The sequence below is a fragment of the Cedecea sp. NFIX57 genome (assembly GCF_900177785.1).
GTDB classification, from domain to species: Bacteria; Pseudomonadota; Gammaproteobacteria; order Enterobacterales; family Enterobacteriaceae; genus Cedecea; species Cedecea neteri_C.
Genome location: NZ_FXAS01000026.1, coordinates 46,473 through 70,576, shown reverse-complemented (window position 1 = coordinate 70,576; position 24,104 = coordinate 46,473). Strand labels below are relative to the sequence as shown.

The window sequence follows — 24,104 nt, the reverse complement described above, 5'->3', positions numbered from 1 at the left end:
CCCCCAATAATGAGAGGTTGAACAAGCTTCCATAGCGATTAACGTACCTGGTTCAAACTGGCGAAGCGTATCCAGCAATTTCTGACGTGATATTTTTCTGTTCCAGGCAACGGAACCATCAATCATCCAGACGCAGACCTGAAAAACAGATTTGGCAATATCGATACCAACAACTCTGATCGTGTTCATGCGATGTAACTCCCGGAATAATGCAGTCAGTAAAAGTATGGCACTAACACCTTAGGGAGGGGCGTCCATCACATCACTACTATTCAGAAGATTGTGTGAAGCACCAAGCACAACGACCGCTGGTGTACTACTGTCTGCTCTCAATACCAATGTAAACAACTTTGTTCCGGCCTTGATATCACCGCTAAGCTCAGCTTGATTGTCTACAGTGATACCTACACTAGTAGCCTGAGTCAACTTAACAATGGCTTCGGCCGTACTACTAGTTTCACTGTGCCAGTCAACGGCAAAAGCAGGTGCAGCAACGCCCTCTGCAAGCAACAGGCTTAATGCAAGTAATTTCTTGTTCATTACGGTCATCCTCTTAAGAATCATTTATCTCAATATCCATATGGTGAAGATTTACAACCTGAATGAACCGAACCATAGGGGATTTAATACATTCAGACTTAAAATCTCCGCAGCATTAAACGCACAATGCCGGATGGGGTAAACATCATTGGATTTAATTAAGATTAATTCAGCCGATAAGCGCCGTGGCTATATATGCGTTAGCCTGATTTAATGATTTATATCATTGTGAGGAAAAAGTTAAATGCCTGGTGCAATCCCCTTTATCGGGAAATAAAGATGAACTTTGGCTTAACAAATGTACGAATAAATCAAGCAGAGAATGAGGCGTACATGCCTTGAGACCACAGTATGTGTGTAAGCGAGTTATCGGCTCAGAAGTATCAAAACAAAACGCCCGATGAAAACATTCACCGGGCGTTAACAAGATTGAAAAGCGCCATCCCGTACAGGCATGGCCGGCGAGATTACTCTGCGCCTGGCTCTTCAGATTTGTATTTCTCTGCAGTCTCTTTGATAAGCGCCTGTAGTTCGCCGCGCTGGTACATCTCGATGATGATGTCGCAGCCGCCGACCAGCTCACCGTCCACCCACAGCTGCGGGAACGTTGGCCAGTTAGCGTATTTTGGCAGCTCAGCGCGGATGTCCGGGTTCTGCAGAATATCCACATAGGCGAAGCGCTCGCCGCAGGCGGACAGCGCCTGAACGGCCTGAGCGGAGAAGCCGCAGCTAGGCAGCTTCGGGGAACCTTTCATATAGAGAAGAATCGGGTTCTCAGCGATCTGGCGTTGGATTTTTTCAATAGTGCTCATTGTCTTGCTTCCTCAAACCTTGATACGGCAATAGTCTGCCATTGTAGCCAGTTGCACCCCGGGCAGAAAACACCATTTTTACCAGGGTTTTTCTTCTACCCTCGACGCGCAAACATGCTTTAAGAATAACACTTTTACGACGTGCGAAAATGAGCAATTTGCTTCATTCGAGATCAATTAAACAGCGGATAACTCCCGAGAATGGTTAATTTTTTAGCTATAGCTTCCACTTTTGAGCGTTAAATAGTATTTGCCTATTAACATTATCGGCTTTTTTGCATTAGAATCGTCGGGTTTCGCAAAAATCATACGCAGGCATGATGGTTAGCATCTTGCCTTCATTTATCAGGGGATTGACGAGTGGCGCGGATAACTAAAATCTCTATCACGCTATGTGCTCTGCTATTTGCTTTGCCCTATACACCTTTGGCACAGGCGTCTGAGCACGTCCGCCATCCTGTTGCACAAAAAGGCCATCCGGCAAAGACAACAACCAGTAAAAGCAACAAGGGTAAAGAGAAAGCAAAACCGAAGGTCAGCACAGCCTCCACCAAAAAGAAGTCCGGTAAAAAAGACGCCTCGCCGGCAAAAGCCAAAGTGGCTAAACGCACCACCACAGGCAAAAGCAGCACCCTCGCTAAAACCAGCAGTAAAAAAACCTCGCAGAAATTAGCCGTACAGCCAGCCTCCGCTACCGTTGCCTACACTGAAAAATGCACCCATCGTAAAGGGCATAAAAAGCAGTGCGTTAAGGTGAAGTCGGAAAAAAATCTGACCATCGCGCAGGCGCATAAAGTGCGCGTGCAGAAAGCGCAAAAAACGGCCATGAACAAGCTGATGGGGCAAATTGGTAAACCGTATCGCTGGGGTGGCACTTCCCCGCGCACCGGTTTCGACTGCAGCGGGCTGATTTATTACGCCTATAAAGATCTGGTCAATATCCGTATTCCGCGTACCGCCAACGAAATGTATCACCTGCGTGATGCCTCTTCCGTTGACCGCGGTGAACTGGAAAGCGGCGACCTGGTGTTCTTCCGTACCCAGGGCCGTGGCACCGCCGATCACGTTGGTGTCTACGTCGGCAACGGGAAGTTTATTCAGTCCCCGCGCAGCGGTCGCGATATTCAGATCACCTCCCTCAGCGAAGATTACTGGCAGCGCCACTACGTGGGTGCTCGCCGGGTGATGACGCCGAAAACTATTCGTTAATCTTCTCCGCGCCCTTTAGGACTAATAAAACTGATTAAAATGTTAACAGCCCGGCAACGGGCTGTTTTATTTTGTTGTTTCATTTGGCTTTTTCACTCAGCTGTAATTTGCTAACCTTATAACTACACAAATTGTAGTTATATTGTGAAACAAAATAACAAGGAGTGAAGCCATGTCGTTCGAACTACCCGCCCTGCCCTATGCCAAAGATGCGCTGGCACCGCATATTTCAGCCGAAACCCTCGAATACCATTACGGCAAACATCACCAGACCTACGTCACTAACCTGAATAATCTGATCAAAGGCAGCCCGTTTGAAGGCAAAACGCTGGAAGAGATTGTGAAAGGATCTGACGGCGGGATCTTCAATAACGCGGCTCAGGTCTGGAACCACACGTTCTACTGGCACTGCCTGGCGCCGAATGCCGGCGGGGAGCCGACCGGTGACGTGCTGGCCGCCATCAATCACGCCTTTGGCAGCGTGGAAGCCTTTAAAAAGCAGTTCACCGAAGCGGCCATCAAAAACTTTGGCTCCGGCTGGACCTGGCTTGTGAAAAATAGCGACGGCAGCCTGGCTATCGTCTCGACCTCTAACGCAGGCACCCCGCTCACAACCGGAGCAAAACCGCTGCTGACCGTGGACGTGTGGGAACACGCTTACTACATCGACTACCGCAACGCGCGCCCGGTCTATCTCGACCATTTCTGGGCGCTGGTCAACTGGGAATTTGTTGCGCAAAACCTGGCGGGCTGATGTTTAGCGGTTAAATACGAAGGAGGGAAGCAACGCTTTTCTTCTGTTTAAGAGAAGGGCCGCTTTTCGCGGCCCTTTGTAAATCAGTGCAGAACGGCAGTAAGCGCCCCGGCAACAATCAGACTCAGCACGATAACCGTCGTCACCACGGAAAACTTCAGATCGGTACTCATCGTAAGCTCCTTTTATTTCCCTACAAAGTGTATGTGGGGTGATTTTCCCACAATTAGCGATAAAAATCCTGCTGGATTTGCACAGATATCGGTTTTCCCTCTTCCACTTTGCCCCGGGATAAGCCAAAATCCTTCGCTAATTTACCGCGTATCGCCCGGCAACGCCCTCCTCCCGCTGTATGTCGCATCCCCGACAGGCCTGCAACCAACGTGTTGCCCCAGGAGTTAGCGAAGGCAAACGTTTAACACATGAGTTATCAGGAGTTTACGATATGGTCTGGAGTGACATCTAATGGCAACGATTAAGGACGTAGCGAAGCGCGCAAACGTTTCCACCACCACTGTGTCACATGTCATTAACAAGACCCGTTTTGTGGCGGAAGAGACGCGCAACGCCGTCTGGGCGGCCATCAAAGAGCTGCACTATTCGCCGAGCGCCGTGGCGCGCAGCCTGAAGGTCAACCACACCAAATCTATCGGCCTGCTCGCCACCTCAAGCGAAGCCCCTTATTTTGCGGAAATTATTGAATCCGTTGAGAACAGCTGTTTCGCCAAGGGCTACACCCTGATTCTGGGCAACGCGCACAATAACTTTGAAAAGCAGCGCGCGTACCTGTCCATGATGGCGCAAAAGCGCGTAGACGGACTGCTGGTCATGTGCTCCGAATACCCTGATACGCTGCTTTCAACCCTGGAAGAGTACCGCCATATTCCTATGGTAGTGATGGACTGGGGCGAAGCTCGTGCCGACTTTACCGACTCCGTAGTTGATAACGCCTTCCACGGCGGCTACCTCGCAGGCCGCTACCTGATTGAACGTGGCCATCGCGATATCGGTGCTATCCCGGGTCAGCTGGAGCGTAACACCGGCGGCGGCCGCCATGCAGGGTTCCTGAAGGCGCTTGAAGAAGCCAATATCAAAGTGCCGGATAACTGGGTGGTTCAGGGTGATTTCGAACCAGAGTCCGGTTACCGCGCCATGCAGCAACTGCTTAATCAACCGCATCGCCCTACTGCCGTTTTCTGCGGCGGCGATATTATGGCGATGGGTGCTATTTGCGCCGCGGACGAAATGGGGCTGCGCGTGCCGCAGGACATTTCTATCATCGGCTACGATAACGTGCGCAACGCCCGCTATTTCTCTCCGGCGCTGACCACTATCCACCAGCCGAAAGAGCGCCTGGGCGAAACGGCCTTTAACATGCTGCTCGACCGCATCATTAATAAGCGCGAAGAGTCGCAGACGATTGAAGTCCATCCGCGTCTGATTGAACGCCGCTCGGTGGCCGACGGCCCGTTCCGCGATTACCGCCGCTAAGCCTCTTCGGGAGCCGGAAGTATGTTACCCGGCTCCTGCAGCCACTCCTGATTCATCGTCTCACTGTCGCCCAAATAATCCAGCAACCAGCTCAGCGCGGGCGAGGCATCATCTTGCCGCCACGTCAGGCAGCAGGCCGCGTCCGGGAACGGGTTTTCCAGCGTTAACTCCTTCCAGTCGCCCCTGACGAGCCACGGCTGGGCAATGTGCGTCGGCACCATGCCAATGCATAATCCTGCCATCAGGCAATCCGCCCCGGACGCCCAGTCCGGCACCACCACCCGGCGCTGGTTGTCCAGCAGCCAGGTAATACGCTTGGGCAGAGAACGGGATGTGTCTTCCAGCACAAGGGACGGCCAGGGACGAATGTCGTCATCCAGAATAATACCTTCCCGTTGCGCAAGCGGATGAGCGGCAGACACCACGCAGCGCCAGCTAAGCGCGCCCATGTCCCGAAACGCATAGCGCCCCCCGACCGGGATCGCCTGCGTGGCGCCAATCGCCGCCTCAACCCGTCCGTCCGCCAGCGCGTCCCACACGCCATTGAACACTTCCTGAGAAATGCGTAATTCGATATCCGGAAAATGACGATAAAAATCCAGCACCAGCTGGCGGGTACGTTCAGGTTTAACAATATTGTCTACCGCAATGGACAAGTGCCCGCGCCAGCCGTTAGCTATCTGCTGACACTGCTGGCGCGTTGCCATCATTTTTTTGATAACAGACCGACCTTCCTTGAGAAAAAACGCCCCGGCGGCGGTCAACTCAACGTCCCGGTGACGCCGTTCAAACAGCGGCACGGCCAGCCACTCTTCAAGCTGACGCACCGTGTAGCTGATGGCAGAGGGCACGCGATGCAGCTCCTGGGCCGCGCCACTAAAGCTGCCGTTTCGAGCCACAGCATCAACCACTTCCAGTGAATATTCAGACCACATGTTTTTGCCTGCAAAAAATTTGAATTCAACTCGCAAATATTAGCGTTTCACAAGCGGTTTTGCACTCCGTAGACTCCTGCCCCGTTAACCTGCTATCAAAATCAAGAGTGAAATATGCAACCATCAAAGGGATTTCTTATCTGGCTCGCGGGGTTGAGCGTGCTGGGCTTCCTGGCCACCGACATGTACCTGCCCGCCTTCGCCGCCATTCAACAAGATCTGGGCACCACCGCCTCTGCGGTAAGCGCCAGCCTGAGCCTGTTCCTCGCCGGCTTTGCTTTTGCCCAGTTGATGTGGGGCCCGCTTTCCGACCGCTTCGGGAGAAAACCCGTGCTGTTGATTGGCCTGGCTATGTTTGCCATCGGCTGTATCGGCATGCTTTGGGTGCAGGATGCCACCACACTGCTGGTGCTGCGCTTTATTCAGGCCGTGGGCGTCTGTTCGGCAGCCGTTAGCTGGCAGGCTTTGGTGACTGACTATTACCCCGCCAACCGTGCTGGTCGCATTTTTGCCACCATCATGCCGCTGGTCGGGCTTTCCCCGGCGCTGGCCCCGCTGCTAGGCAGCTGGCTGCTGAACCATTTTGAATGGCAGGCGATTTTCGCCGTGCTGTTTGCTGTCGCTTTGCTGTTGATGATCCCTACGCTGCGCCTCAAGCCCCGGACGCAGCACCACGAGCAAACTGAGGACAATAAGGTCAGCTTCTTCTCTTTATTACGTTCCCGCGTTTACGGCGGCAACGTACTGATTTACGCCGCCTGCTCAGCCAGCTTTTTCGCCTGGCTCACCGGCTCGCCGTTTATCCTGAATGAGATGGGTTACAGCCCAGCGGCAATTGGCCTGAGCTATATGCCGCAAACGGTCGCCTTCCTGATCGGCGGCTATGGCTGCCGCAGCGCGCTGCAAAAGTGGAACGGCAAACAGCTGCTGCCGTGGCTGCTGACCTTGTATGCTCTGAGCGTGGTAGCAACCTGGGGTGTGGCGGTGAGCGGACATGCTAACCTGACGCTACTGCTTATTCCGTTTTGCGTGATGGCCGCGGCGAACGGTGCCATCTACCCTATTGTGGTAGCCTCGGCCCTGCTGCCTTTCCCACAGGCAACCGGGAAAGCCGCAGCGCTGCAAAACACTCTGCAGCTTGGGCTTTGCTTCCTGGCAAGCTTAATGGTTTCCTGGCTGGTGACGACTCCACTGCTGACCACCACCAGCGTGATGCTGGCAACAATTCTGCTTGCCGGTCTGGGTTATGCCCTGCAGCACTCGGCCCGTCATGAAGCACAAAGCAAGGGCCACAGCGAGTTGTCCAGCGCACAGTAACCTAGATGATAATGTGAATGTTGTGTGATTAGCTTGCTAACAATATTTCATTGAACACTCAATTAAACGGGCTTATAGTAATTGCGGTTCTACTATAAGCCTTATCAATTTTATTTTTGCGGAAGCCGGAGCGCTTCCGTTTTTCCATGGATGGCCTTTCAGTAAGGGAGAATCCCCCCTTTCTCTGTTCTACGTCGGATATCAGGCACGCGGAATTTTCCGTGAGAGTTCTCACAAGCCGTGAATAGCGTCTACGCTGTTTTAAGGTTCTGATCACAACAAGGTGATGGAGAAGCTATGAGTTCATCGTGTATAGAAGAAGTGAGCGTACGAGATAACGAATGGTATCGTATCGCAAATGAAATGCTAAGCCGGGCAGGCATCACCCTCAACGGCCCAAACCCCTTTGATATTCAGGTCAAAAATCCGGACTTTTTTAAACGCGTTCTGCAGGAAGGTTCTCTCGGCCTTGGCGAAAGCTATATGGACGGCTGGTGGGAATGCGAACGGCTGGATATCTTTTTCACCAAAGTCTTGCGTGCCGGGCTGGAAAACCAGCTCCCCCACCATTTCAAAGATACCCTGCGTATTGCAGCCGCAAGACTGGTTAACCTACAGTCTAAAAAACGCGCATGGATAGTCGGCAAAGAGCATTACGATCTTGGCAACGATCTGTTCAGCAGGATGCTGGATAAGCACATGCAATATTCCTGCGGTTACTGGAAAGATGCGACAAATCTCAGCGATGCGCAGGATGCCAAACTCAAAATGATCTGTGAAAAGCTTCAGCTTAAGCCCGGCATGAAGCTGCTGGATATCGGCTGCGGCTGGGGCGGACTGGCCGAGTTTGCAGCGCGCAACTATGGTGTATCCGTTTTTGGCGTGACTATCTCCGCGGAACAACAAAAAATGGCGCAGGCGCGCTGTAAAGGTCTGGATGTCACCATTCTTTTGCAGGACTACCGCGACCTGAACGAACAATTTGATCGCATTGTTTCCGTCGGGATGTTTGAGCACGTTGGGCCTAAAAATTATGCCACCTACTTTGAGGTTGCCGACCGCAACCTCAAGCCAGACGGCATTTTCCTGCTGCACACAATAGGTTCTAAAAAGACCGACAATAACGTCGATCCGTGGATCAATAAGTACATTTTCCCTAACGGTTGCCTGCCGTCGGTGCGGCAAATTGCCGACGCCAGCGAGCCGCATTTTGTGATGGAAGACTGGCACAACTTCGGCGCCGACTATGACAAAACGCTGATGGCCTGGCACGAACGTTTTCTGGCGACCTGGCCTGAAATCGAAGCTAACTATTCTGAGCGTTTTAAAAGGATGTTTAGCTACTACCTTAATGCCTGCGCCGGTGCTTTTCGGGCGCGCGACATTCAGCTCTGGCAGGTGGTTTTCAGCCGGGGCATTGAGCACGGCCTGCGCGTACCACGCTAAAATAAACCCGGTGAATGCCGGGTTTTTTCTTTTCCAATTGTCTCTCCTTGCGCATCAATGTGATTAACCTCACAGGTTTAGCCCTGTCTGCGCGTAGTGGCTTGATCGGCTTAACAGATATCATTTCCTATGATGGAAACCGGTTTCATCAATCACAGACAATCATGACATTAGCCATATCAATGATTGCCTGTCGGAGATGGCAGGTCAGACCGTGAGGACGACGATGAAATACGCATTTCCTGAGCATTTCTGGTGGGGCAGCGCAGCCTCTGGCCCACAAACTGAGGGTGAAGCGCTGAATTTTGGCAAATCTGAAACCATCTGGGACCGATGGTTTGCCGAGCAGCCTAACCGTTTCCACCACGGCGTCGGGCCGCAAAACACCTCAACTTTTTATCAGCGTTGGAAGCAGGATATCGCCCTGCTGAAAAAGCTCAATCACAACACTTTCCGCACCTCCATTTCCTGGGCCCGTTTGATTCCCGACGGCACAGGCGAGGTTAACCCGCTGGCGGTTGAGTTCTATAACCAGATCATTGACGAACTGTTGGCTCAGGGCATTAAGCCGTTTATCAATTTGTACCACTTTGATATGCCGATGGTGATGCAGGAAAAAGGCGGCTGGGAAAGCCGTGAAGTGGTCGACGCCTACGCCGCCTACGCCAATACCTGTTTCGAGCTGTTTGGCGACCGCGTGAAACACTGGTTTACCTTTAACGAGCCGGTTGTTCCGGTTGAGTGCGGCTATCTCTATGATTACCACTACCCTAACGTGGTGGATTTCAACCGTGCGGTAACCGTCGCCTACCACACCATGCTTGCCCACGCTAAAGCGGTTAAGGCTTACCATGCCCGCAACGATGACGGCCAGATTGGTATCATTCTTAACCTGACGCCATCTTACCCTCGCTCGCAAAACCCGGCTGACGTAAAGGCCGCCAACCTGGCCGACCTGATGTTTAACCGCAGCTTCCTCGACCCGGCACTGCGCGGTGAATATCCCGCTGAGCTGGTCGCGTTCCTGAAAGAGCACAATAAACTTCCGGCCTGCCAGCCTGAAGACAAAGCCTTGTTAGCCGCGGGCGTCGTAGATTTACTGGGGATTAACTACTACCAGCCACGCCGCATTAAGTGTCGCGATACGCTGGTTAACCCGGAAAGTCCGTTTATGCCGGAGTGGTTCTTTGAGTCCTACGAAATGCCGGGGCGCAAAATGAACCCTTACCGTGGCTGGGAAATCTACGAGCGCGGGATCTACGATATTCTCACCAACCTGCGTGAAAATTATGGTAACCCTGCCTGCTATATTTCAGAAAACGGCATGGGCGTCGAAAACGAACAGCGTTTCATCGACAACGGCCAAATCAACGATGATTACCGAATTGATTTCGTTCGTGACCATCTTAAGTGGCTGCATAAGGGGATCAGCGAAGGCAGCAACTGCCTTGGCTACCACATGTGGACCTTTATCGATAACTGGTCGTGGTGTAATGCCTACAAAAACCGCTATGGTTTTGTGTCGCTGGATCTTAATACCCAGCAGCGCACGATTAAGAAAAGCGGCGAGTGGTTTATGAAAACCGCCGCCGAAAACGGGTTTAACGAAGAAAATTAAGAAAGAAAAACGGGGCCAAATGGCCCCGTTTTTTATGAATCAAGAATGTTTATTCGCTAGCAGGCATCGCCGCCGTTATTGCCGCTTCACGGCTCGCCAGCACACGCTCAACGGTGTCGACAATTGCCTGGGTCTGCGGGTCAATTTCAATGTTCACGCGCTGCCCCAGCTTTTTAGCACCGAGCGTAGTGCGCTCAAGCGTTTCAGGGATCAGGTGCACGCAAAAACGCGTGGCGGTTACCTCGCCCACCGTCAGGCTGATCCCGTCGATGCCCACATAACCTTTATAAAGGATATATTTCATCAGGGTCTTATCCTGAATCTTAAACCAGATTTGGCGGTTATTTTCTGAGGTCAGAATTTTAGAAATTTCGGCCGTGGTCATAATATGACCCGACATTAAATGCCCGCCAATTTCGTCGTTAAATTTGGCTGCGCGCTCAACGTTCACGCTGTCGCCCACGCTGAGTTCACCGAGGTTGGTGATGCGCAACGTTTCTTTCATTAAATCAAAGCTGACGTGATTGCCGTTGATTTCGGTTACGGTCAGGCAGCAGCCGTTATGCGCCACCGAGGCCCCTGTTTCGAGGTCTGGCAACATTTCAGTCGGCATATCAATAACGTGAGTGCGGAAATTCGGTTTCTCATCGATGGAAACCAGGGTCGCCGTGCCCTGCACAATACCTGTAAACATCTAAAAACTCCTGGCAATTCGCAGACGGTAACGCTACCGCCATTAACAGACATTTTCGCACTTTAGCAGTTGGAAAATCAGCATACCAGTGCGCGGTGTGCGCTGGCTTTATTTTTGACTGGCGTATAAATAAACTCCCGCTACAATAGACTGGCTATTTCCCCAGTTCATCTTCTTGCTGCCTGTTTTGGCGGCTTTTTTAGTCTCTCATACATATAAAAATAATCAGGTGTAAACATGCAGAAGTACCTCACCGAAGCTCGCCAGCTCCTTGCCCTGGCGATACCTGTCATCATCGCGCAGGTCGCTCAAACTGCAATGGGATTCGTCGATACCGTGATGGCCGGCGGCTACAGCGCCACCGACATGGCCGCCGTGGCTATCGGCACCTCCATCTGGCTGCCCGCTATTCTGTTCGGCCATGGGTTGTTATTGGCCTTAACGCCAACCGTTGCACAACTCAACGGTTCCGCACGCCGTGACCGCATTGCGCACCAGGTTCGCCAGGGGTTCTGGCTGGCGGGCATGGTTTCCGTGCTGGTGATGGTGGTGTTGTGGAACGCGGGCCATATCATTCACGCCATGCACAATATCGATCCTGAGCTGGCGGATAAAGCCGTCCGCTATCTCCGCGCGCTGCTGTGGGGGGCGCCGGGTTATCTGTTCTTCCAGGTGGGACGTAACCAGTGCGAAGGCCTAGCCAAAACCAAACCGGGCATGGTGATGGGCTTTATCGGCCTGCTGGTCAATATTCCGGTTAACTACATCTTTATTTATGGCCATTTCGGCATGCCCGAACTGGGCGGCGTGGGCTGCGGCGTGGCAACGGCGGCGGTGTACTGGGTGATGTTCTTCAGCATGCTTTCCTATATGAAGAAAGCCCGCTCGATGCGCGACATCAAAAACCCGGAGAGTTTCAGCAAACCGGACTGGGCGCTGGTCAAGCGCCTGAGCCAGCTCGGGCTGCCGATTGCCCTGGCGTTGTTCTTTGAAGTTACGCTGTTTGCCGTTGTCGCCCTTCTGGTTTCCCCGCTGGGTATCACCGACGTTGCCGGGCACCAGATTGCCCTCAACTTCAGCTCGCTAATGTTTGTGTTGCCGCTCTCTTTGGGCGCTGCAGTGACTATTCGCGTCGGCTTCAGACTGGGTCAGGGCTCAACTCTGGATGCACAAATCGCCGCCCGTACGGGCGTTGGCGTGGCCATTTGCCTGGCAATGTGCACCGCAATGTTTACCGTCATTTTCCGGGAACACATTGCCCTGCTGTATAACGACAATCCGGCGGTTGTTGCACTGGCGGCGCATCTGATGCTGCTGGCAGCAATTTATCAGATCTCCGACTCAATCCAGGTGATTGGCAGCGGCGTTCTGCGTGGCTACAAAGATACGCGCTCTATCTTCTTTATTACCTTCATTGCGTATTGGGTGCTGGGCCTGCCAGCCGGTTATATCCTGGGGTTAACCGACTGGGTGGTTGAGCCTATGGGGCCGGCAGGGTTCTGGATTGGCTTTATTATCGGCCTGACTTCCGCCGCGATTATGATGATGTTACGCATGCGCTGGCTGCAGCGTCAGCCTTCCGTCACTATCCTACAGCGCGCAGCACGTTAATTAATCAACAGTAGCCGCATCAGCGGCTACTTTCTCCCCATTCTGCGCAGATGCTCGGCAATCACGTGAAATCTGGAATAAAATTGCGAGTTTCCCCTTGCAAGCCCCGAGGTGTATCGCTAATATTCGTCCCCGCTGTCGCCAAGACAACAATGCGTTCATAGCTCAGTTGGTTAGAGCACCACCTTGACATGGTGGGGGTCGTTGGTTCGAGTCCAATTGAACGCACCATTTTCAAATATATCAGTGCGTCCGTAGCTCAGTTGGTTAGAGCACCACCTTGACATGGTGGGGGTCGGTGGTTCGAGTCCACTCGGACGCACCATATTTGCTAAAGCAGTTCCCTTCTTTAATTCGCTTTTCTTCAAGCTGATAAATTCCAAATTTCCTTTTTACACGTCAGTCTGTAGCGCATGAAAACGTCATTTTTAGCGTTTTGAGCGTCCGGCGGTGTTTTGGGATGCGAAAGCCCGAAAGGTTGCATATCATAAAGCGAGTTATTCACTAAACCACGACAGGTGACTTATGGAAATCGATCTCGATAATCTGGTGTTTTCCGGGTTAGATGAAGCCGAAGCGCGCAACGCCGAGCGCCAGGAAGACGCAGACAAAAAAGCTCAGGCCGTTGTGGCCGATGATGACTGCGGTGACGCCTGCAAAATCTGATAAAAAAACCGGCTTACTCAGCCGATTTTTTTATGTTACGCCGTTCTTCTCACGGCAATGCATTTCACTTCCACCAGCAGCCCTGGGCGAGCCAGTTCAGACACGCCGACGCAGGTCCAGGCACAGTGTCCTCGCGGAAACAGGTCGTCTTTCACCTCCCGAAATACATCCATATGTTCCTTCATGTCTACGTGGTAAGTGGTCATCTCCACGACATCTTCAAAGCTGCAACCCGCGGCCTGAAGGACCAGACGCAGATTTTCCCAGCAGGCCATAAACTGCGCCCTTGGGTCAGCGATCACCTGTAAATCAGGCGTACGCCCAACCTGACCGGCACAAAAAACCGTGTTACCTACCACCACCGCAGGTGCATATCCCGCCCGCTCAGCAAGCACTTGCATGGACGGTGGCATAATAATTTCTCTGTCTGGCACGACTGTCTCTCCCAATTATTTAAAGGCGTGCAATCCGCACGCCAGCAGATGAATCATTTTTTCTCACCCGATGTTGGCCGGGTTTAGCGCATCTTCGAAGAATCTTATCGCGTTTCGCAGTGCCTGGTCTGCCTCTGGTAAGATCCCGGCAAACAAATGCCAGACGTGAAACATTTCCGGCCAAACTTCTAGCGTGGTACGAACCCGACTTTCACTCATGTGGGAGGCAAGGCGAATGGCATCGCTCAGCATCACTTCGTTTTCACCAACCTGTATCAGCGTGGGAGAAAGTCCGTGTACATCGGCAAAAACCGGAGAAGCATCAGGATGTGTGGGCAGTTCTCCGGCAAGGAAACTTCGGGCCAGGTGGTTCAGGAAAGCTACGCTGCATAAAGGGTCCAACCCATCCCGCACCGTTGCAGATGCGCCGCTATGCGTTAAGTTAGCCCACGGTGAAATAGCCACGGCGGCGGCGGGTAATGCCAGGCCAGCATCGCGCGCTTTACGCATCAGCGTGACAACCATCGCCCCTCCGGCAGAATCCCCCGAAATCATCAGCGATCGCGGGCTTGCCCCCTCCTCAAGCAAGGTTCGGTAAGCCTGAAAGACATCATCAATTGGCGTCGGAAAAGGAAACTCAGGCGCCTGACGATAATCTACCGCATACACTTTAGCCTTCAAGGCACGAGCATAGCGCCCGGTTAATCCCCGATAAGCTTCTACCCCACCGTGAACGTAGCCTCCGCCATGAATATAAATCATCACCCGACCCTCAATGACTTCCTCAGGCGTGACCAACATCGCACCAACACCGCCCAGGCTGACATCAGCAAAGGTTACGCCCTCCACGGCAGGGAATAACTTATCCAGCTGCTTCACATAGTCAGCCCGAACCGCTTTCCAGTCGGCATCAGACTGGCCATATACCTTCTTCACCACCGGCCCGGCAGCTTTTATCCAGCCCTTAAGGGCTAGCTGTGCATTATCAGGAAGCATTTCTTTCTCCATTGTCTACTGTGATTAAACAAAAAAGATTATGCTTAATTATTTGACGAAAGAGGTTCGCCAATGCCACTCCGCCCAGGCACTAAAAGCCATTCAGAGCTCGATCTCGGCAGCCTGCGAGTTTTCGTAGCCATCGCGGAAAGCGGGAGCTTTGTCGCCGGAGGAAAGGCGTTGGGATTAACCCGTTCCGCCGCAGGTAAAGCGATTGCACGCCTTGAAGCACAGCTGGAAACACGGCTTTTTAATCGCACAACGCGGAGCGTCGCTCTGACCCGCGACGGCTACGGTTTTTATGAGCGCTGTGCGCAGATTTTGCAGGATATTGAAGAAGCAGAAGCCAGTGTCCGGCAGAATTTTTCCAGCCCCAGCGGAGTGCTTCGGCTCAGCGTCCCGGAAACGTGGGGCAAGGTAGTGCTGCTGCCTTTTCTGAAGCACATCATGGCAACCTACCCGAGGCTGGATATCGAAGTTAATTTCACCGACCGCGTGGTGGACCTCGTCACGGAGGGGTTCGATCTCAGCCTCCGACTGGGTGATTTACCGAAAGATTCGCAGCTTATTGCACGAACCGTACAGCGCATTCGCCCTCATCTGTTCGCTTCTCCAGCCTACCTGGCCACTTCAGGGATACCCGGCACGCCAGAAGATCTTCGCCTGCACCAGCGGCTGATTTACGGCCTGAGTCCTCAAACGGCAAACTGGACGCTGTTCACGGCCAGCAATGAGAGCGTGGTGGTCGAAGGGCACAGCAGGATCCGCTTCGACAGCGGAGAAGCTATTTGCGCCGCCGCTGTTGCAGGCTTAGGTATCGCTTTTCTGCCTGCTTTTCTCGTTGCCGGGCATGTCGCAGAGGGCACACTGGTGCCCGTGCTGCCTGAATTAGGCGGCACGCCACTGAGCGTGAACTTGGTGTATCCTAATCGAAAACATCTGGCAGCCAAAGTCAGGCTGTTTATCGACAGCCTGGTGAAGCATATGAACCATTAACAACATCCCGATGAAGTGATTTTGGGGATTACTGGCCCTCGTCCTGCGCTCCTAACCCGGTGAATAACGCCAGCAGTTCCCGCGGCGCGTCAGCCGCAAACCCCATGGCAAAATTCGCTGCAGACTCCTGCTGAAAACGAACGGTTCGGGCAGCCATTGCCTCCTGATATACCTTAAAAGCATCCGCCAGGCTGGAAGGCTGGGAAATGATGGCATGGGCGAGATCGACGGCATCCGCCATCGCCAGATTCACACCTTCCCCGGCAAAAGGCGACATAACATGCGCGGCATCGCCAATCAGGGTCACATTTCCCTCTGCCTCCCAGAACGCTCCGGTAGGTAACACATAGATCGGCCTGGCAACCAGTGGCCCCTCACTCTGCACTAACATCTCGCGGTAGCATTCGCCCCAGTCACGGAAGTGTTCAGCCAATACATCAAGAGTAAAGGTTCTGCGCGATTGCGCTTCCGGTACGGGAATGGCGGCATAGGCTGAAACCTCATCTCCAGGTTCACAGTGAGCCATGATGCCCCGGCCTTCACTCAGAGCAAACAACGAGCCCTTGCCTGACAGCGCTTTCACGGCAGGATATTGCTGGCTTACGTTCGGGTAGCGCAACTCAACAAAAGTTATCCCGGAATAAAGCGGTTTCTGAGCCGTTAACAAAGGCCTGACCTTCGACCACGCACCGTCCGCTCCCACCAGGGCATCGCAAATATGCGTGCTGCCGTCACCCAACTTAAGATGAAAGCCTGTCCCCTTTGGTTCAATGGACGTGACCCGGCTGTTCCAGCGGATAATCCCTTCAGGCAAGGCCTCTACCACTAGTTTGCGCAACGCACCACGGTCAACTTCCGGCCGGGAGCCGTCCCCGTCATCCTGATACAGGACATGGCCTTGCTTATCGCGCATCAGAGTTGCATCTGCACCCTCCAGCACCAGAGCCATGGCGGCCTCATACAAGCCTGCCGCCCGGAGAGCAGGTTTACCCGTGCCTTCGTTCAAATTGAGCATGCCGCCCTGATGGCGTGAATCCAGAGAAGCATCAGCCTCAAGAATACAGACCGCAATACCCTGGCGGTGCAACATGTAGGCCAGCAGCGGCCCTGCCACACCAGCGCCAATAATGGTTATCATAAAATATCCCTGAATATCGGAAAGGAAACGGTTTTATCAGCAGCCAGATTAAAAAGCCAGCCGGAGCAAGCAATAAAAAGCTCAAACATTCACCAGACAGTATCAACAGGGCTTGTCAACACCCCAATCGCCCGTCATAATGTTGTCACTTCTTGTTTAAGAAGATAAAACAATAATCAATTCAGTCGGTTAACGTTTTATTAATCGTATTAAATGCGTTCATAGCTCAGTTGGTTAGAGCACCACCTTGACATGGTGGGGGTCGTTGGTTCGAGTCCAATTGAACGCACCATTCCTTCTTCTTTTCATCATCTATTAAAACTCTCAAACATCTGGCAACGGCCTGATAACAACTCGCTGTAAAACTGTGCACTCCGTCGCTGAATCAACGGTTTTGATTCCTTTTCCAGCCAGATTTATCTATACTACGCGCGTTCTTAACTTGAATGGTTTCAGCTCATTGGACTCCTTTTTTATACAACAACATTGTCTAACACTTTCCCCTGCTGAACCACAAGCACACTTTCCTCTGCACGCTTTATTTCTGTCACCTATCCTTACCAGGTGCCACTTTCAACACCACAGTATTCTTTTAAGCTCCGGCAGCCCTGTCTCCCGGAACCGAGTTTCAACAATCCTCCTCAACTTATAGATAAGACTGTCATGAAAAAGACTAAAATCGTTTGCACCATCGGTCCAAAAACCGAATCCGAAGAGATGCTGACTAAAATGCTCGACGCGGGCATGAACGTTATGCGTCTGAACTTCTCTCACGGTGACTATGCAGAACACGGCCAGCGCATCAAGAACCTGCGCAATGTCGTCGCTAAAACCGGTAAAAAAGCCGCTATCCTGCTGGACACCAAAGGGCCAGAAATCCGCACCATCAAGCTGGAAGGCGGTAACGATGTTTCCCTGAAAGCAGGCCAGACCTTTACCTTCACCACCGACAAGTCCGTGGTTGGCAACAGCGAAATCGTTGCAGTGACCTACGAAGGCTTCACCAATGACCTGACCGTGGGCAACACCGTTCTGGTGGACGATGGCCTGATCGGCATGGAAGTCACCGCCATCGAAGGCAACAAAGTTATCTGTAAAGTGCTGAACAACGGCGACCTCGGTGAGAACAAAGGCGTTAACCTGCCGGGCGTGTCCATCGCGCTGCCAGCACTGGCTGAGAAAGATAAACAGGATCTGATCTTCGGCTGCGAACAGGGCGTTGACTTCGTGGCAGCCTCGTTCATCCGTAAGCGTTCTGACGTAGTTGAAATTCGTGAGCACCTGAAAGCCCACGGTGGCGAGAAGATCCAGATCATCTCCAAAATTGAAAACCAGGAAGGCCTGAACAACTTCGACGAGATCCTCGAAGCGTCTGACGGCATCATGGTTGCTCGTGGCGACCTGGGCGTTGAAATCCCGGTTGAAGAAGTTATCTTCGCGCAGAAGATGATGATCGAGAAATGCGTTCGTGCACGTAAAGTGGTTATCACCGCGACCCAGATGCTCGACTCCATGATCAAAAACCCGCGCCCTACCCGTGCGGAAGCCGGTGACGTTGCTAACGCCATCATCGACGGCACCGATGCAGTAATGCTGTCCGGTGAGTCTGCAAAAGGTAAATACCCACTGGAAGCCGTGACCATCATGGCAACCATCTGCGAACGTACCGACCGCGTGATGACCAGCCGTCTGGACAACAACAACGACAGCCGTAAACTGCGCATCACCGAAGCCGTTTGCCGTGGCGCTGTTGAAACCGCAGAAAAACTGGAAGCACCGCTGATCGTGGTTGCGACCCAGGGCGGTAAATCCGCTAAAGCCGTGCGTAAATACTTCCCGAACGCGACCATTCTTGCGCTGACCACCAACGAAGTGACTGCACGTCAGCTGGTGCTGAGCAAAGGCGTTGTGCCGCAGATGGTGAAAGAAATCGCCTCCACTGACGACTTCTACCGTCTGGGTAAAGAAGTTGCTCTGGAAAGTGGCCTGGCGCGTAAAGGCGACATCGTGGTGATGGTTTCCGGTGCACTGGTTCCAAGCGGCACCACTAACACCGCTTCAGTCCATGTTTTGTAATTGACTTGTTAACAAGTTTAATTACTAAAAAAGCGCCTGAGGGCGCTTTTTTTATATCACTTGTTCGCGGATCTTAATCAAAAAGCAAATCGAATTTTACTATTTAAGCTTACTCTTAATTAAGATGAATCCGATGAAATTCCCCTGTTTTCTCTCTTTTTTTTAACTTTCCGTCTCCGTTCGGTGCTTCTTTGAGCGAACGATCAAATTTAGGGGTATTCCCGACAAAAAATTATTCTCATCACAAAAAAGTTTGTGTAATACTTGTAACGCTACATGGAGATTAACTCAATCTAGAGGGTATTAATAATGAATCGTACTAAACTGGTACTGGGCGCGGTAATCCTGGCTTCTACTATGCTGGCAGGTTGTTCTTCTAACGCTAAAATCGATCAACTGTCTTCTGACGTTCAGACTCTGAACGCTAAAGTTGATCAGCTGAGCAACGACGTGAACGCAGTGCGTTCTGACGTTCAGGCTGCTAAAGACGACGCCGCTCGCGCTAACCAGCGTCTGGACAACCAGGCTCACTCTTACCGTAAGTAAGAGTCACTGGTATAAAATGGCGCACAATGTGCGCCATTTTTTTTGCCTGTCATTTATCTCCGCCTGCTACTGTGTCGCACTCGTAGCCTCCTCAGCATTTACCGCGCCATTACTGGCCGACTGCACCGCCGCCGATGCCGCAGGTGTTTGCCCCGCAGAAACCACGACGGGATAACCCGCTCGTCTGTAAAGCGCTTTCTCCACTAACGCTTTCTCCACACCGCTATCGGTCCTAAACTCGCTGAAGCCGGCAGGAAGCACGTAAGGCATGGTTTGCGTATTCTGCTGCTCATCCTGAGAAAGCGGCCGATGGACTTCGACATAGCGAATACCGTTTGGCTCAACGGAGAATTTCACCGGATCGTTAATCACCCGCACAGGCGTACCGGTTCTCGCTTGCTCAAACAGCGCTTTAATGTCGGGGGCGTTCATCCTTATGCAGCCCGAGCTGACGCGCAGCCCGACGCTGTCCGGCGCGCTGGTGCCGTGGATCAGGTACTCACCATTGCCGTAGGCCAGCCGCATAGCGAATCTCCCCAGAGGGTTATTCGGCCCGGCAGGCACGACAGGCGGCAGTTTGATCCCTTTCTCAAGAGATCGCTGGCGAATGCCGGCGGTAGGTGTCCAGGTCGGGTTCGGGATCTTTTGCCCAATTCTGGTGGTCATCAGCGGCGTTTCCAGCCCCTGCAGGCCAATCCCAATCGGATAAACCTGCACGATGTTTTGGCCTGGCGGGAAGTAATACAGCCGCAGCTCGGCAAGATTCACCACAATCCCCTCGCGCGGCACGTCCGGTAGTAGAAGTTGGCTGGGAATAGTCAGTACCGTGCCTGGTTTGGGCACCGGCGCAATGGTGTTATTGGCTTCCAACAGCAGCATCGCTCCGGTATCAAAACGCCGGGCAATGGCCTGCAGATTACGATCCCCTTCCTGCACGGTATAAGTCTGGTTTTGACCAATCAGACGGCTGCCTTCCGGCGGTAAGGGATAATCAAGGGCTAAAGCGGGCTGAATGGCGCTCAGGGCGCCGATAATAGCTAGTGTGAGTAAAGACGCGTATTTCATACTTTTTATTCCTGTAGTCGCGCTGGCGGACACCAGCAGGCTGAAAGACAAGCGAGGCAGAAAACCGCCTCGCAAAACAGGACCATAGGTATGATTAAGTTTAGCTAACTTAAATGAGATTGGAGGCTTGGTTGCGAATTGCGCGAATCATCGCTTCCAGCCCCTGAGAGCGGGACGGCGTCAGATGCTGAGCGAGCGCCATTTTTTCAAACCACGGGCGCACGTCAAACGCCACGATATCCTGCGGCGTCATCTGCTGATAGAGAATAAATACGATGGCGATCAGCCCTTTAACAATAGCGGCATCGCTGTCGCCCTCAAGCGTAATCACCCCGTCGGGCTGCTGGTGCATGGCTATCCATACCTGGCTCTGGCAGCCCTGAATAATATGCTCCGGCTTATGCTGCTCCGCCGCCAGTTCCGGCAGGCGGCTGCCCAGTTCAATGATGTAGAGATACTTCTCTTCCCAGTTCGCGCAGCGGCTGAAGTTTTTTAGCAGTTTGTCTTTATCCGGCAGCGTGGCCATGACCGTCTCCGTTATCCTAACAGGCTGTGGATACGCTGCAGGCCGGCGACCAGGCGATCCACTTCTTGTTCGGTATTGTACATGGCAAAGGAGGCGCGGCACATGGCCGGCACGCTGTAGAACGCCATCAGCGGCATGGCGCAATGGTGTCCGGTGCGAACCGCAATGCCGTAGTTGTCGAGGAAGCTGCCGACGTCATAGGCATGGTGTTTCCCGAGATTAAACGCGAGCACGCCACGGCGTTCTGCCGGGCCATATACGGTAAGATCTGGCACGGCCTGCAGCGCGTTTTGAGCATAGCGCATCAGGTTGCGTTCATACTCGCCAATCGCGTCCATGCCCAGCCCTTCAACGTAGCTCAGCGCTGCCCCAAGGCCGATGATCCCAGCCGTGTTTGGCGTCCCGGCTTCAAAGCGCCACGGGGCTGCGGCGTAAGTTGTCCCTGCCGTCAGGCTGACGGTAGCAATCATCGACCCACCGCCTTCCCACGGCGGCATATCCTTCAGGATGCTTTCTTTCACATACAACACGCCAATCCCCGTTGGCCCGTAAATCTTGTGCCCGGAGAAAAGATAAAAATCGCAGTCCAGCGCCGCAACATCCGTGACGTGGTGCATCACCGCCTGAGCGCCATCCACCAGCACTTTGACGCCCGCCTGATGTGCGGTAGCGATCATTTCCTTCACCGGGTTTTCGGTGCCGAGCACGTTAGAAACGTGGGCAATCGCCAGCAGTTTTGTGCGCTCGTCAATCAGCGTCGGGAAGACATCAAGCTGCAGCGTGCCGTCCTGATTCAGCGGGATAACGCGCAGTTCTGCACCGGTACGCTCACACAGCATCTGCCACGGCACGATGTTAGCGTGGTGCTCCATGGCGCTGATGATGATGTTATCACTGGCCTGGACATTAGCGCTACCCCAGCTATTGGCCACGAGGTTTATCCCCTCGGTGGTGCCACGCACAAAGACAATTTCTTCCGGTTTCGCCGCGTTGATAAACCTTGCCGCCTGACTGCGCACGTTTTCCATCAGGGTGGTCGCTTCCGCACTCAGAGTGTGGATGCCACGGTGCACTGCGGCATAACCATTTCGATAGAACTCAAGCTCGGTGTCGATGACAAACTGAGGTTTCTGGGCACTGGCCGCGCTGTCCAGATAAGCCAGCGGTTGACCGTTGACCTCGCGGCTCAGAATCGGGAAATCGGCCCTGACCTGCTCAATGGAAAAACTCATGCCTCGCCCCCTGCAAAGCGCTGAGCGATACGCGCCAGCACCTGCTGTTTTAAGGCCTCGTCGCGAATACTTTCGGTAAGCTCTGCGGTAAAGGCGAAGATTATCATCTGCTGCGCAGCCTGTTCGCTGATACCGCGGGAGCGCAGGTAGAACATCTGCTCGTCATCAATGCACCCAATGGTCGCGCCATGGCTGCACTTCACGTCATCGGCGTAGATTTCAAGCTGTGGCTTGGTGTCCACTTCCGCCAGGCGGCCAAGCAACAGGTTGTTGTTGGTCATCTGCCCGTCGGTTTTAATCGCGTGCTGTGCCACTTTGATCATACCGTTAAACACCGCCCGGCCCTTATCACGCACGATGGTTTTATGCAGCTGGCGGCTGTTGCAGTAGCCCTTGTTGTGCTCAAGCCAGGTTCGGCTGTCGCACACTTCGTTATTTACCGGCAGCGCCAGGCTGTTGATATGCAGCTGGTTGTTTTCGCCATTGAGCTGCGTGCTGGTATTGTGGCGCAGCACCGCAGCCCCCAACAGGAAGCTGTTGCTGCTCACCGTCGAGTCCTGCTCAATCAGCAGGTCGTTGTGCGCAAAGTGGTAGCTGGCGGCATTTTCAAACGCCAGCTTGTAGTGGCTAAGCTGCGCGTTGGCGGCCACTTCGGCGGTAAACCGTGCGCCGGTAAAATGCGCCGCCTCGTCAAGACTGACGAAGTGCTCAATCACCGTGGCCTGAGCGCCCTGCTCAAGAATCAAATGGTGACGATAATGCGCCGTTGCCATCTCCTGCGCGGTGCTGCCGCGTGTGACGTGCATTAGCAACAGCGCTTTTTCAGGCTGCGTATTACGCGCCACGCGGATATGCGTCACGGTCTCCGCCAGGCTTTCAGTCAGGTGCAGAAATACTTCGCCCTGAACAGGCGCGGGCAGCGTCTGGCGGTTATCGTCGATGCTAATCACAAAACCGCTGTCGGCGATGTTATCGCTCAGTTCGGAGCTAAAACGCCCGTCAACAAACACCAGCCGCAGCGCATCGACCGGCAGAGCAAGTTCGTCACGCTGCTGTGCACTTAAAGGCAACTGAGGCGCAAAGACAAACTGGTTGTTCAGCAACCCGTCGAGCGGCGTGTATTTCCAGTTTTCATGCTTGCGCGTCGGTAACCCCAGGCGCAGGAGCTGCTGCATATGCTGCTGGGCCACCTGCGAGCGGCCGGTTCCCGGAGCTTCAAACAGATGATGCCACTGCTGGAGCGCGTTGCCGTTACTGCTGTTCGGTAAGCCAGCCATAACCCTGCTCCTCCAGTTGTTTCACCAGGCTGAAATCGCCAGATTTAACGATGCGCCCCTGATACAGCACGTGAACAAAGTCCGGCTTGATGTAGTCGAGGATACGCTGGTAGTGGGTGACCACGATAAATGAACGATTGCCGTCACGCAGCGAGTTAACGCCTTCGGCAACAATCTTCAGGGCATCAATATCCAGCCCGGAGTCGGTTTCATCGAGAATACACAGCTCGGGCTCCAGCACCGCCATTTGCAGAATGTCGTTGCGCTTTTTCTCACCGCCCGAGAAGCCAACGTTCACCGAACGAGTCAGCAAATCTTCCGGCATTTGCAGCAGCTTGATTTTCTCTTCCATCAGATCCTGAAAATCAAAGCGATCCAGCGACTCAAGGCCCCGGTATTCCCGCACCGCGTTCAGCGCGGTTTGCAGGAAGAACTGGTTGCTGACGCCGGGAATTTCCACCGGGTACTGGAAGGCCATAAAAATACCTTCGCCGGAGCGGTCTTCCGGCGACAACTCCAGCAAGTCTTTGCCGTTGAACTGCACCGAACCGCCGGTTACCTCATAGTCTTCGCGCCCGGCAAGCGTCGCGGATAAGGTACTTTTGCCGGAGCCGTTTGGCCCCATGATGGCGTGGACTTCGCCCGGCTTCACTTCAAGGTTTAAGCCACGCAGGATCTCTTTGTCCTCAACGCTGACCTGTAAATCTTTAATGCTTAACATAATT

At 53.2% G+C, this 24,104-nt stretch carries 24 protein-coding genes, 3 tRNA genes and 1 pseudogene; 14 read left to right on the top strand and 14 right to left on the bottom strand.

Going from position 1 to position 24,104, the window contains the following annotated elements; all coding sequences use genetic code 11:
• From B9Y90_RS19630 to grxD, 3 genes and pseudogenes are all read right to left on the bottom strand, one after another.
• Window positions 1-189, bottom strand: a pseudogene (locus B9Y90_RS19630) (IS110 family transposase); the annotation flags it as partial.
• A 51-nt stretch (window positions 190-240) separates the two neighbouring features.
• Window positions 241-540, bottom strand: a complete 300-nt coding sequence (locus tag B9Y90_RS19625; protein WP_139827420.1) for a hypothetical protein — start codon at window positions 538-540, stop codon at window positions 241-243.
• A 467-nt stretch (window positions 541-1,007) separates the two neighbouring features.
• Window positions 1,008-1,352, bottom strand: coding sequence for a monothiol glutaredoxin 4 (gene grxD, locus B9Y90_RS19620; RefSeq protein ID WP_039292491.1), 345 nt, complete (start codon window positions 1,350-1,352; stop codon window positions 1,008-1,010).
• Window positions 1,353-1,712: 360 nt separating this feature from the next.
• Here grxD and B9Y90_RS19615 point away from each other — a divergent pair, with 360 nt between their 5' ends.
• Both B9Y90_RS19615 and sodB read left to right on the top strand, forming a co-directional pair.
• Window positions 1,713-2,561: a C40 family peptidase gene (locus B9Y90_RS19615; RefSeq protein ID WP_039292489.1), complete on the top strand. Its 849-nt coding sequence runs from the start codon at window positions 1,713-1,715 to the stop codon at window positions 2,559-2,561.
• A 172-nt stretch (window positions 2,562-2,733) separates the two neighbouring features.
• On the top strand, window positions 2,734-3,315 hold the full coding sequence (sodB, locus tag B9Y90_RS19610) for a superoxide dismutase [Fe] (protein WP_085542259.1): 582 nt from the start codon (window positions 2,734-2,736) through the stop codon (window positions 3,313-3,315).
• Between the two features lie 83 nt (window positions 3,316-3,398).
• On the opposite strand, the gene cydH is transcribed toward sodB, so the two are convergent.
• On the bottom strand, window positions 3,399-3,488 hold the full coding sequence (gene cydH, locus B9Y90_RS26495; protein WP_008456477.1) for a cytochrome bd-I oxidase subunit CydH: 90 nt from the start codon (window positions 3,486-3,488) through the stop codon (window positions 3,399-3,401).
• 292 nt (window positions 3,489-3,780) lie between these two features.
• Between cydH and purR the strand changes: the two genes are divergently transcribed.
• Window positions 3,781-4,806, top strand: a complete 1,026-nt coding sequence (purR, locus tag B9Y90_RS19605; protein WP_039292484.1) for an HTH-type transcriptional repressor PurR — start codon at window positions 3,781-3,783, stop codon at window positions 4,804-4,806.
• On the opposite strand, the gene punR is transcribed toward purR, so the two are convergent.
• Window positions 4,803-5,741 carry a DNA-binding transcriptional activator PunR gene (gene punR / locus B9Y90_RS19600; RefSeq protein WP_085542258.1) on the bottom strand — a complete coding sequence of 313 codons (939 nt, stop codon included), beginning with the start codon at window positions 5,739-5,741 and terminating at the stop codon, window positions 4,803-4,805. The genes purR and punR overlap by 4 nt on opposite strands.
• A gap of 114 nt (window positions 5,742-5,855) precedes the next feature.
• On the opposite strand from punR, the gene punC reads away from it, so the two are divergent.
• From punC to B9Y90_RS19585, 3 genes are all read left to right on the top strand, one after another.
• On the top strand, window positions 5,856-7,058 hold the full coding sequence (gene punC / locus B9Y90_RS19595) for a purine nucleoside transporter PunC (protein WP_085542257.1): 1,203 nt from the start codon (window positions 5,856-5,858) through the stop codon (window positions 7,056-7,058).
• Window positions 7,059-7,355: 297 nt separating this feature from the next.
• Window positions 7,356-8,504 (top strand): cyclopropane fatty acyl phospholipid synthase, encoded by a 1,149-nt coding sequence (gene cfa, locus B9Y90_RS19590; protein WP_085542256.1) that lies wholly within the window; start codon window positions 7,356-7,358, stop codon window positions 8,502-8,504.
• 226 nt (window positions 8,505-8,730) lie between these two features.
• A complete protein-coding gene (locus B9Y90_RS19585) occupies window positions 8,731-10,122 on the top strand; it encodes a glycoside hydrolase family 1 protein (RefSeq protein WP_039292480.1) in 1,392 nt (463 codons plus the stop codon).
• A gap of 49 nt (window positions 10,123-10,171) precedes the next feature.
• On the opposite strand, the gene B9Y90_RS19580 is transcribed toward B9Y90_RS19585, so the two are convergent.
• Window positions 10,172-10,816: a riboflavin synthase subunit alpha gene (locus B9Y90_RS19580; RefSeq protein WP_085542255.1), complete on the bottom strand. Its 645-nt coding sequence runs from the start codon at window positions 10,814-10,816 to the stop codon at window positions 10,172-10,174.
• Window positions 10,817-11,053: 237 nt separating this feature from the next.
• Here B9Y90_RS19580 and mdtK point away from each other — a divergent pair, with 237 nt between their 5' ends.
• The 4 genes from mdtK (at window position 11,054) to B9Y90_RS26490 (ending at window position 13,093) form a co-directional block, all read left to right on the top strand.
• The gene (gene mdtK / locus B9Y90_RS19575; RefSeq protein WP_085542254.1) at window positions 11,054-12,427 is read left to right on the top strand and encodes an MdtK family multidrug efflux MATE transporter; all 1,374 of its coding nucleotides are present in this window, start codon (window positions 11,054-11,056) and stop codon (window positions 12,425-12,427) included.
• Between the two features lie 154 nt (window positions 12,428-12,581).
• A tRNA-Val gene (locus tag B9Y90_RS19570) sits at window positions 12,582-12,658 on the top strand.
• 17 nt (window positions 12,659-12,675) lie between these two features.
• Window positions 12,676-12,752: transfer RNA gene (locus B9Y90_RS19565), tRNA-Val, on the top strand.
• Between the two features lie 200 nt (window positions 12,753-12,952).
• Window positions 12,953-13,093: a hypothetical protein gene (locus tag B9Y90_RS26490; protein ID WP_096754119.1), complete on the top strand. Its 141-nt coding sequence runs from the start codon at window positions 12,953-12,955 to the stop codon at window positions 13,091-13,093.
• A gap of 35 nt (window positions 13,094-13,128) precedes the next feature.
• Here the strand turns inward: B9Y90_RS26490 and B9Y90_RS19560 are convergent, their stop codons facing one another.
• Together B9Y90_RS19560 and B9Y90_RS19555 are read right to left on the bottom strand one after the other, a co-directional pair.
• Window positions 13,129-13,506 (bottom strand): RidA family protein, encoded by a 378-nt coding sequence (locus B9Y90_RS19560; RefSeq protein ID WP_217808989.1) that lies wholly within the window; start codon window positions 13,504-13,506, stop codon window positions 13,129-13,131.
• A gap of 84 nt (window positions 13,507-13,590) precedes the next feature.
• On the bottom strand, window positions 13,591-14,523 hold the full coding sequence (locus tag B9Y90_RS19555) for an alpha/beta hydrolase (protein ID WP_085542252.1): 933 nt from the start codon (window positions 14,521-14,523) through the stop codon (window positions 13,591-13,593).
• A gap of 72 nt (window positions 14,524-14,595) precedes the next feature.
• Between B9Y90_RS19555 and B9Y90_RS19550 the strand changes: the two genes are divergently transcribed.
• On the top strand, window positions 14,596-15,519 hold the full coding sequence (locus B9Y90_RS19550) for a LysR family transcriptional regulator (RefSeq protein WP_085542251.1): 924 nt from the start codon (window positions 14,596-14,598) through the stop codon (window positions 15,517-15,519).
• Window positions 15,520-15,547: 28 nt separating this feature from the next.
• On the opposite strand, the gene B9Y90_RS19545 is transcribed toward B9Y90_RS19550, so the two are convergent.
• A complete protein-coding gene (locus B9Y90_RS19545; protein ID WP_085542250.1) occupies window positions 15,548-16,657 on the bottom strand; it encodes an FAD-dependent oxidoreductase in 1,110 nt (369 codons plus the stop codon).
• A 215-nt stretch (window positions 16,658-16,872) separates the two neighbouring features.
• Here B9Y90_RS19545 and B9Y90_RS19540 point away from each other — a divergent pair.
• The 3 genes from B9Y90_RS19540 (at window position 16,873) to B9Y90_RS19530 (ending at window position 19,279) form a co-directional block, all read left to right on the top strand.
• Window positions 16,873-16,949 (top strand) — tRNA-Val (locus B9Y90_RS19540).
• A gap of 371 nt (window positions 16,950-17,320) precedes the next feature.
• The gene (gene pykF, locus B9Y90_RS19535; protein ID WP_039292473.1) at window positions 17,321-18,733 is read left to right on the top strand and encodes a pyruvate kinase PykF; all 1,413 of its coding nucleotides are present in this window, start codon (window positions 17,321-17,323) and stop codon (window positions 18,731-18,733) included.
• A 309-nt stretch (window positions 18,734-19,042) separates the two neighbouring features.
• The gene (locus tag B9Y90_RS19530; RefSeq protein ID WP_008456504.1) at window positions 19,043-19,279 is read left to right on the top strand and encodes a major outer membrane lipoprotein; all 237 of its coding nucleotides are present in this window, start codon (window positions 19,043-19,045) and stop codon (window positions 19,277-19,279) included.
• Between the two features lie 66 nt (window positions 19,280-19,345).
• Here B9Y90_RS19530 and ldtE read toward each other — a convergent pair whose 3' ends face one another.
• The 5 genes from ldtE to sufC all read right to left on the bottom strand — a co-directional run bounded on the left by ldtE (window position 19,346) and on the right by sufC (window position 24,100).
• On the bottom strand, window positions 19,346-20,344 hold the full coding sequence (gene ldtE / locus B9Y90_RS19525; RefSeq protein WP_085542249.1) for a L,D-transpeptidase LdtE: 999 nt from the start codon (window positions 20,342-20,344) through the stop codon (window positions 19,346-19,348).
• Window positions 20,345-20,453: 109 nt separating this feature from the next.
• Window positions 20,454-20,870: a cysteine desulfuration protein SufE gene (gene sufE, locus B9Y90_RS19520; RefSeq protein WP_085542248.1), complete on the bottom strand. Its 417-nt coding sequence runs from the start codon at window positions 20,868-20,870 to the stop codon at window positions 20,454-20,456.
• Window positions 20,871-20,881: 11 nt separating this feature from the next.
• Window positions 20,882-22,102, bottom strand: a complete 1,221-nt coding sequence (sufS, locus tag B9Y90_RS19515) for a cysteine desulfurase SufS (protein WP_085542247.1) — start codon at window positions 22,100-22,102, stop codon at window positions 20,882-20,884.
• Window positions 22,099-23,379 (bottom strand): Fe-S cluster assembly protein SufD, encoded by a 1,281-nt coding sequence (gene sufD / locus B9Y90_RS19510; RefSeq protein WP_085542246.1) that lies wholly within the window; start codon window positions 23,377-23,379, stop codon window positions 22,099-22,101. The genes sufS and sufD overlap by 4 nt, the downstream gene beginning before the upstream one ends.
• A complete protein-coding gene (gene sufC / locus B9Y90_RS19505) occupies window positions 23,354-24,100 on the bottom strand; it encodes a Fe-S cluster assembly ATPase SufC (protein WP_085542245.1) in 747 nt (248 codons plus the stop codon). The genes sufD and sufC overlap by 26 nt, the downstream gene beginning before the upstream one ends.
• Between the last annotated feature and the right edge of the window lie 4 nt (window positions 24,101-24,104).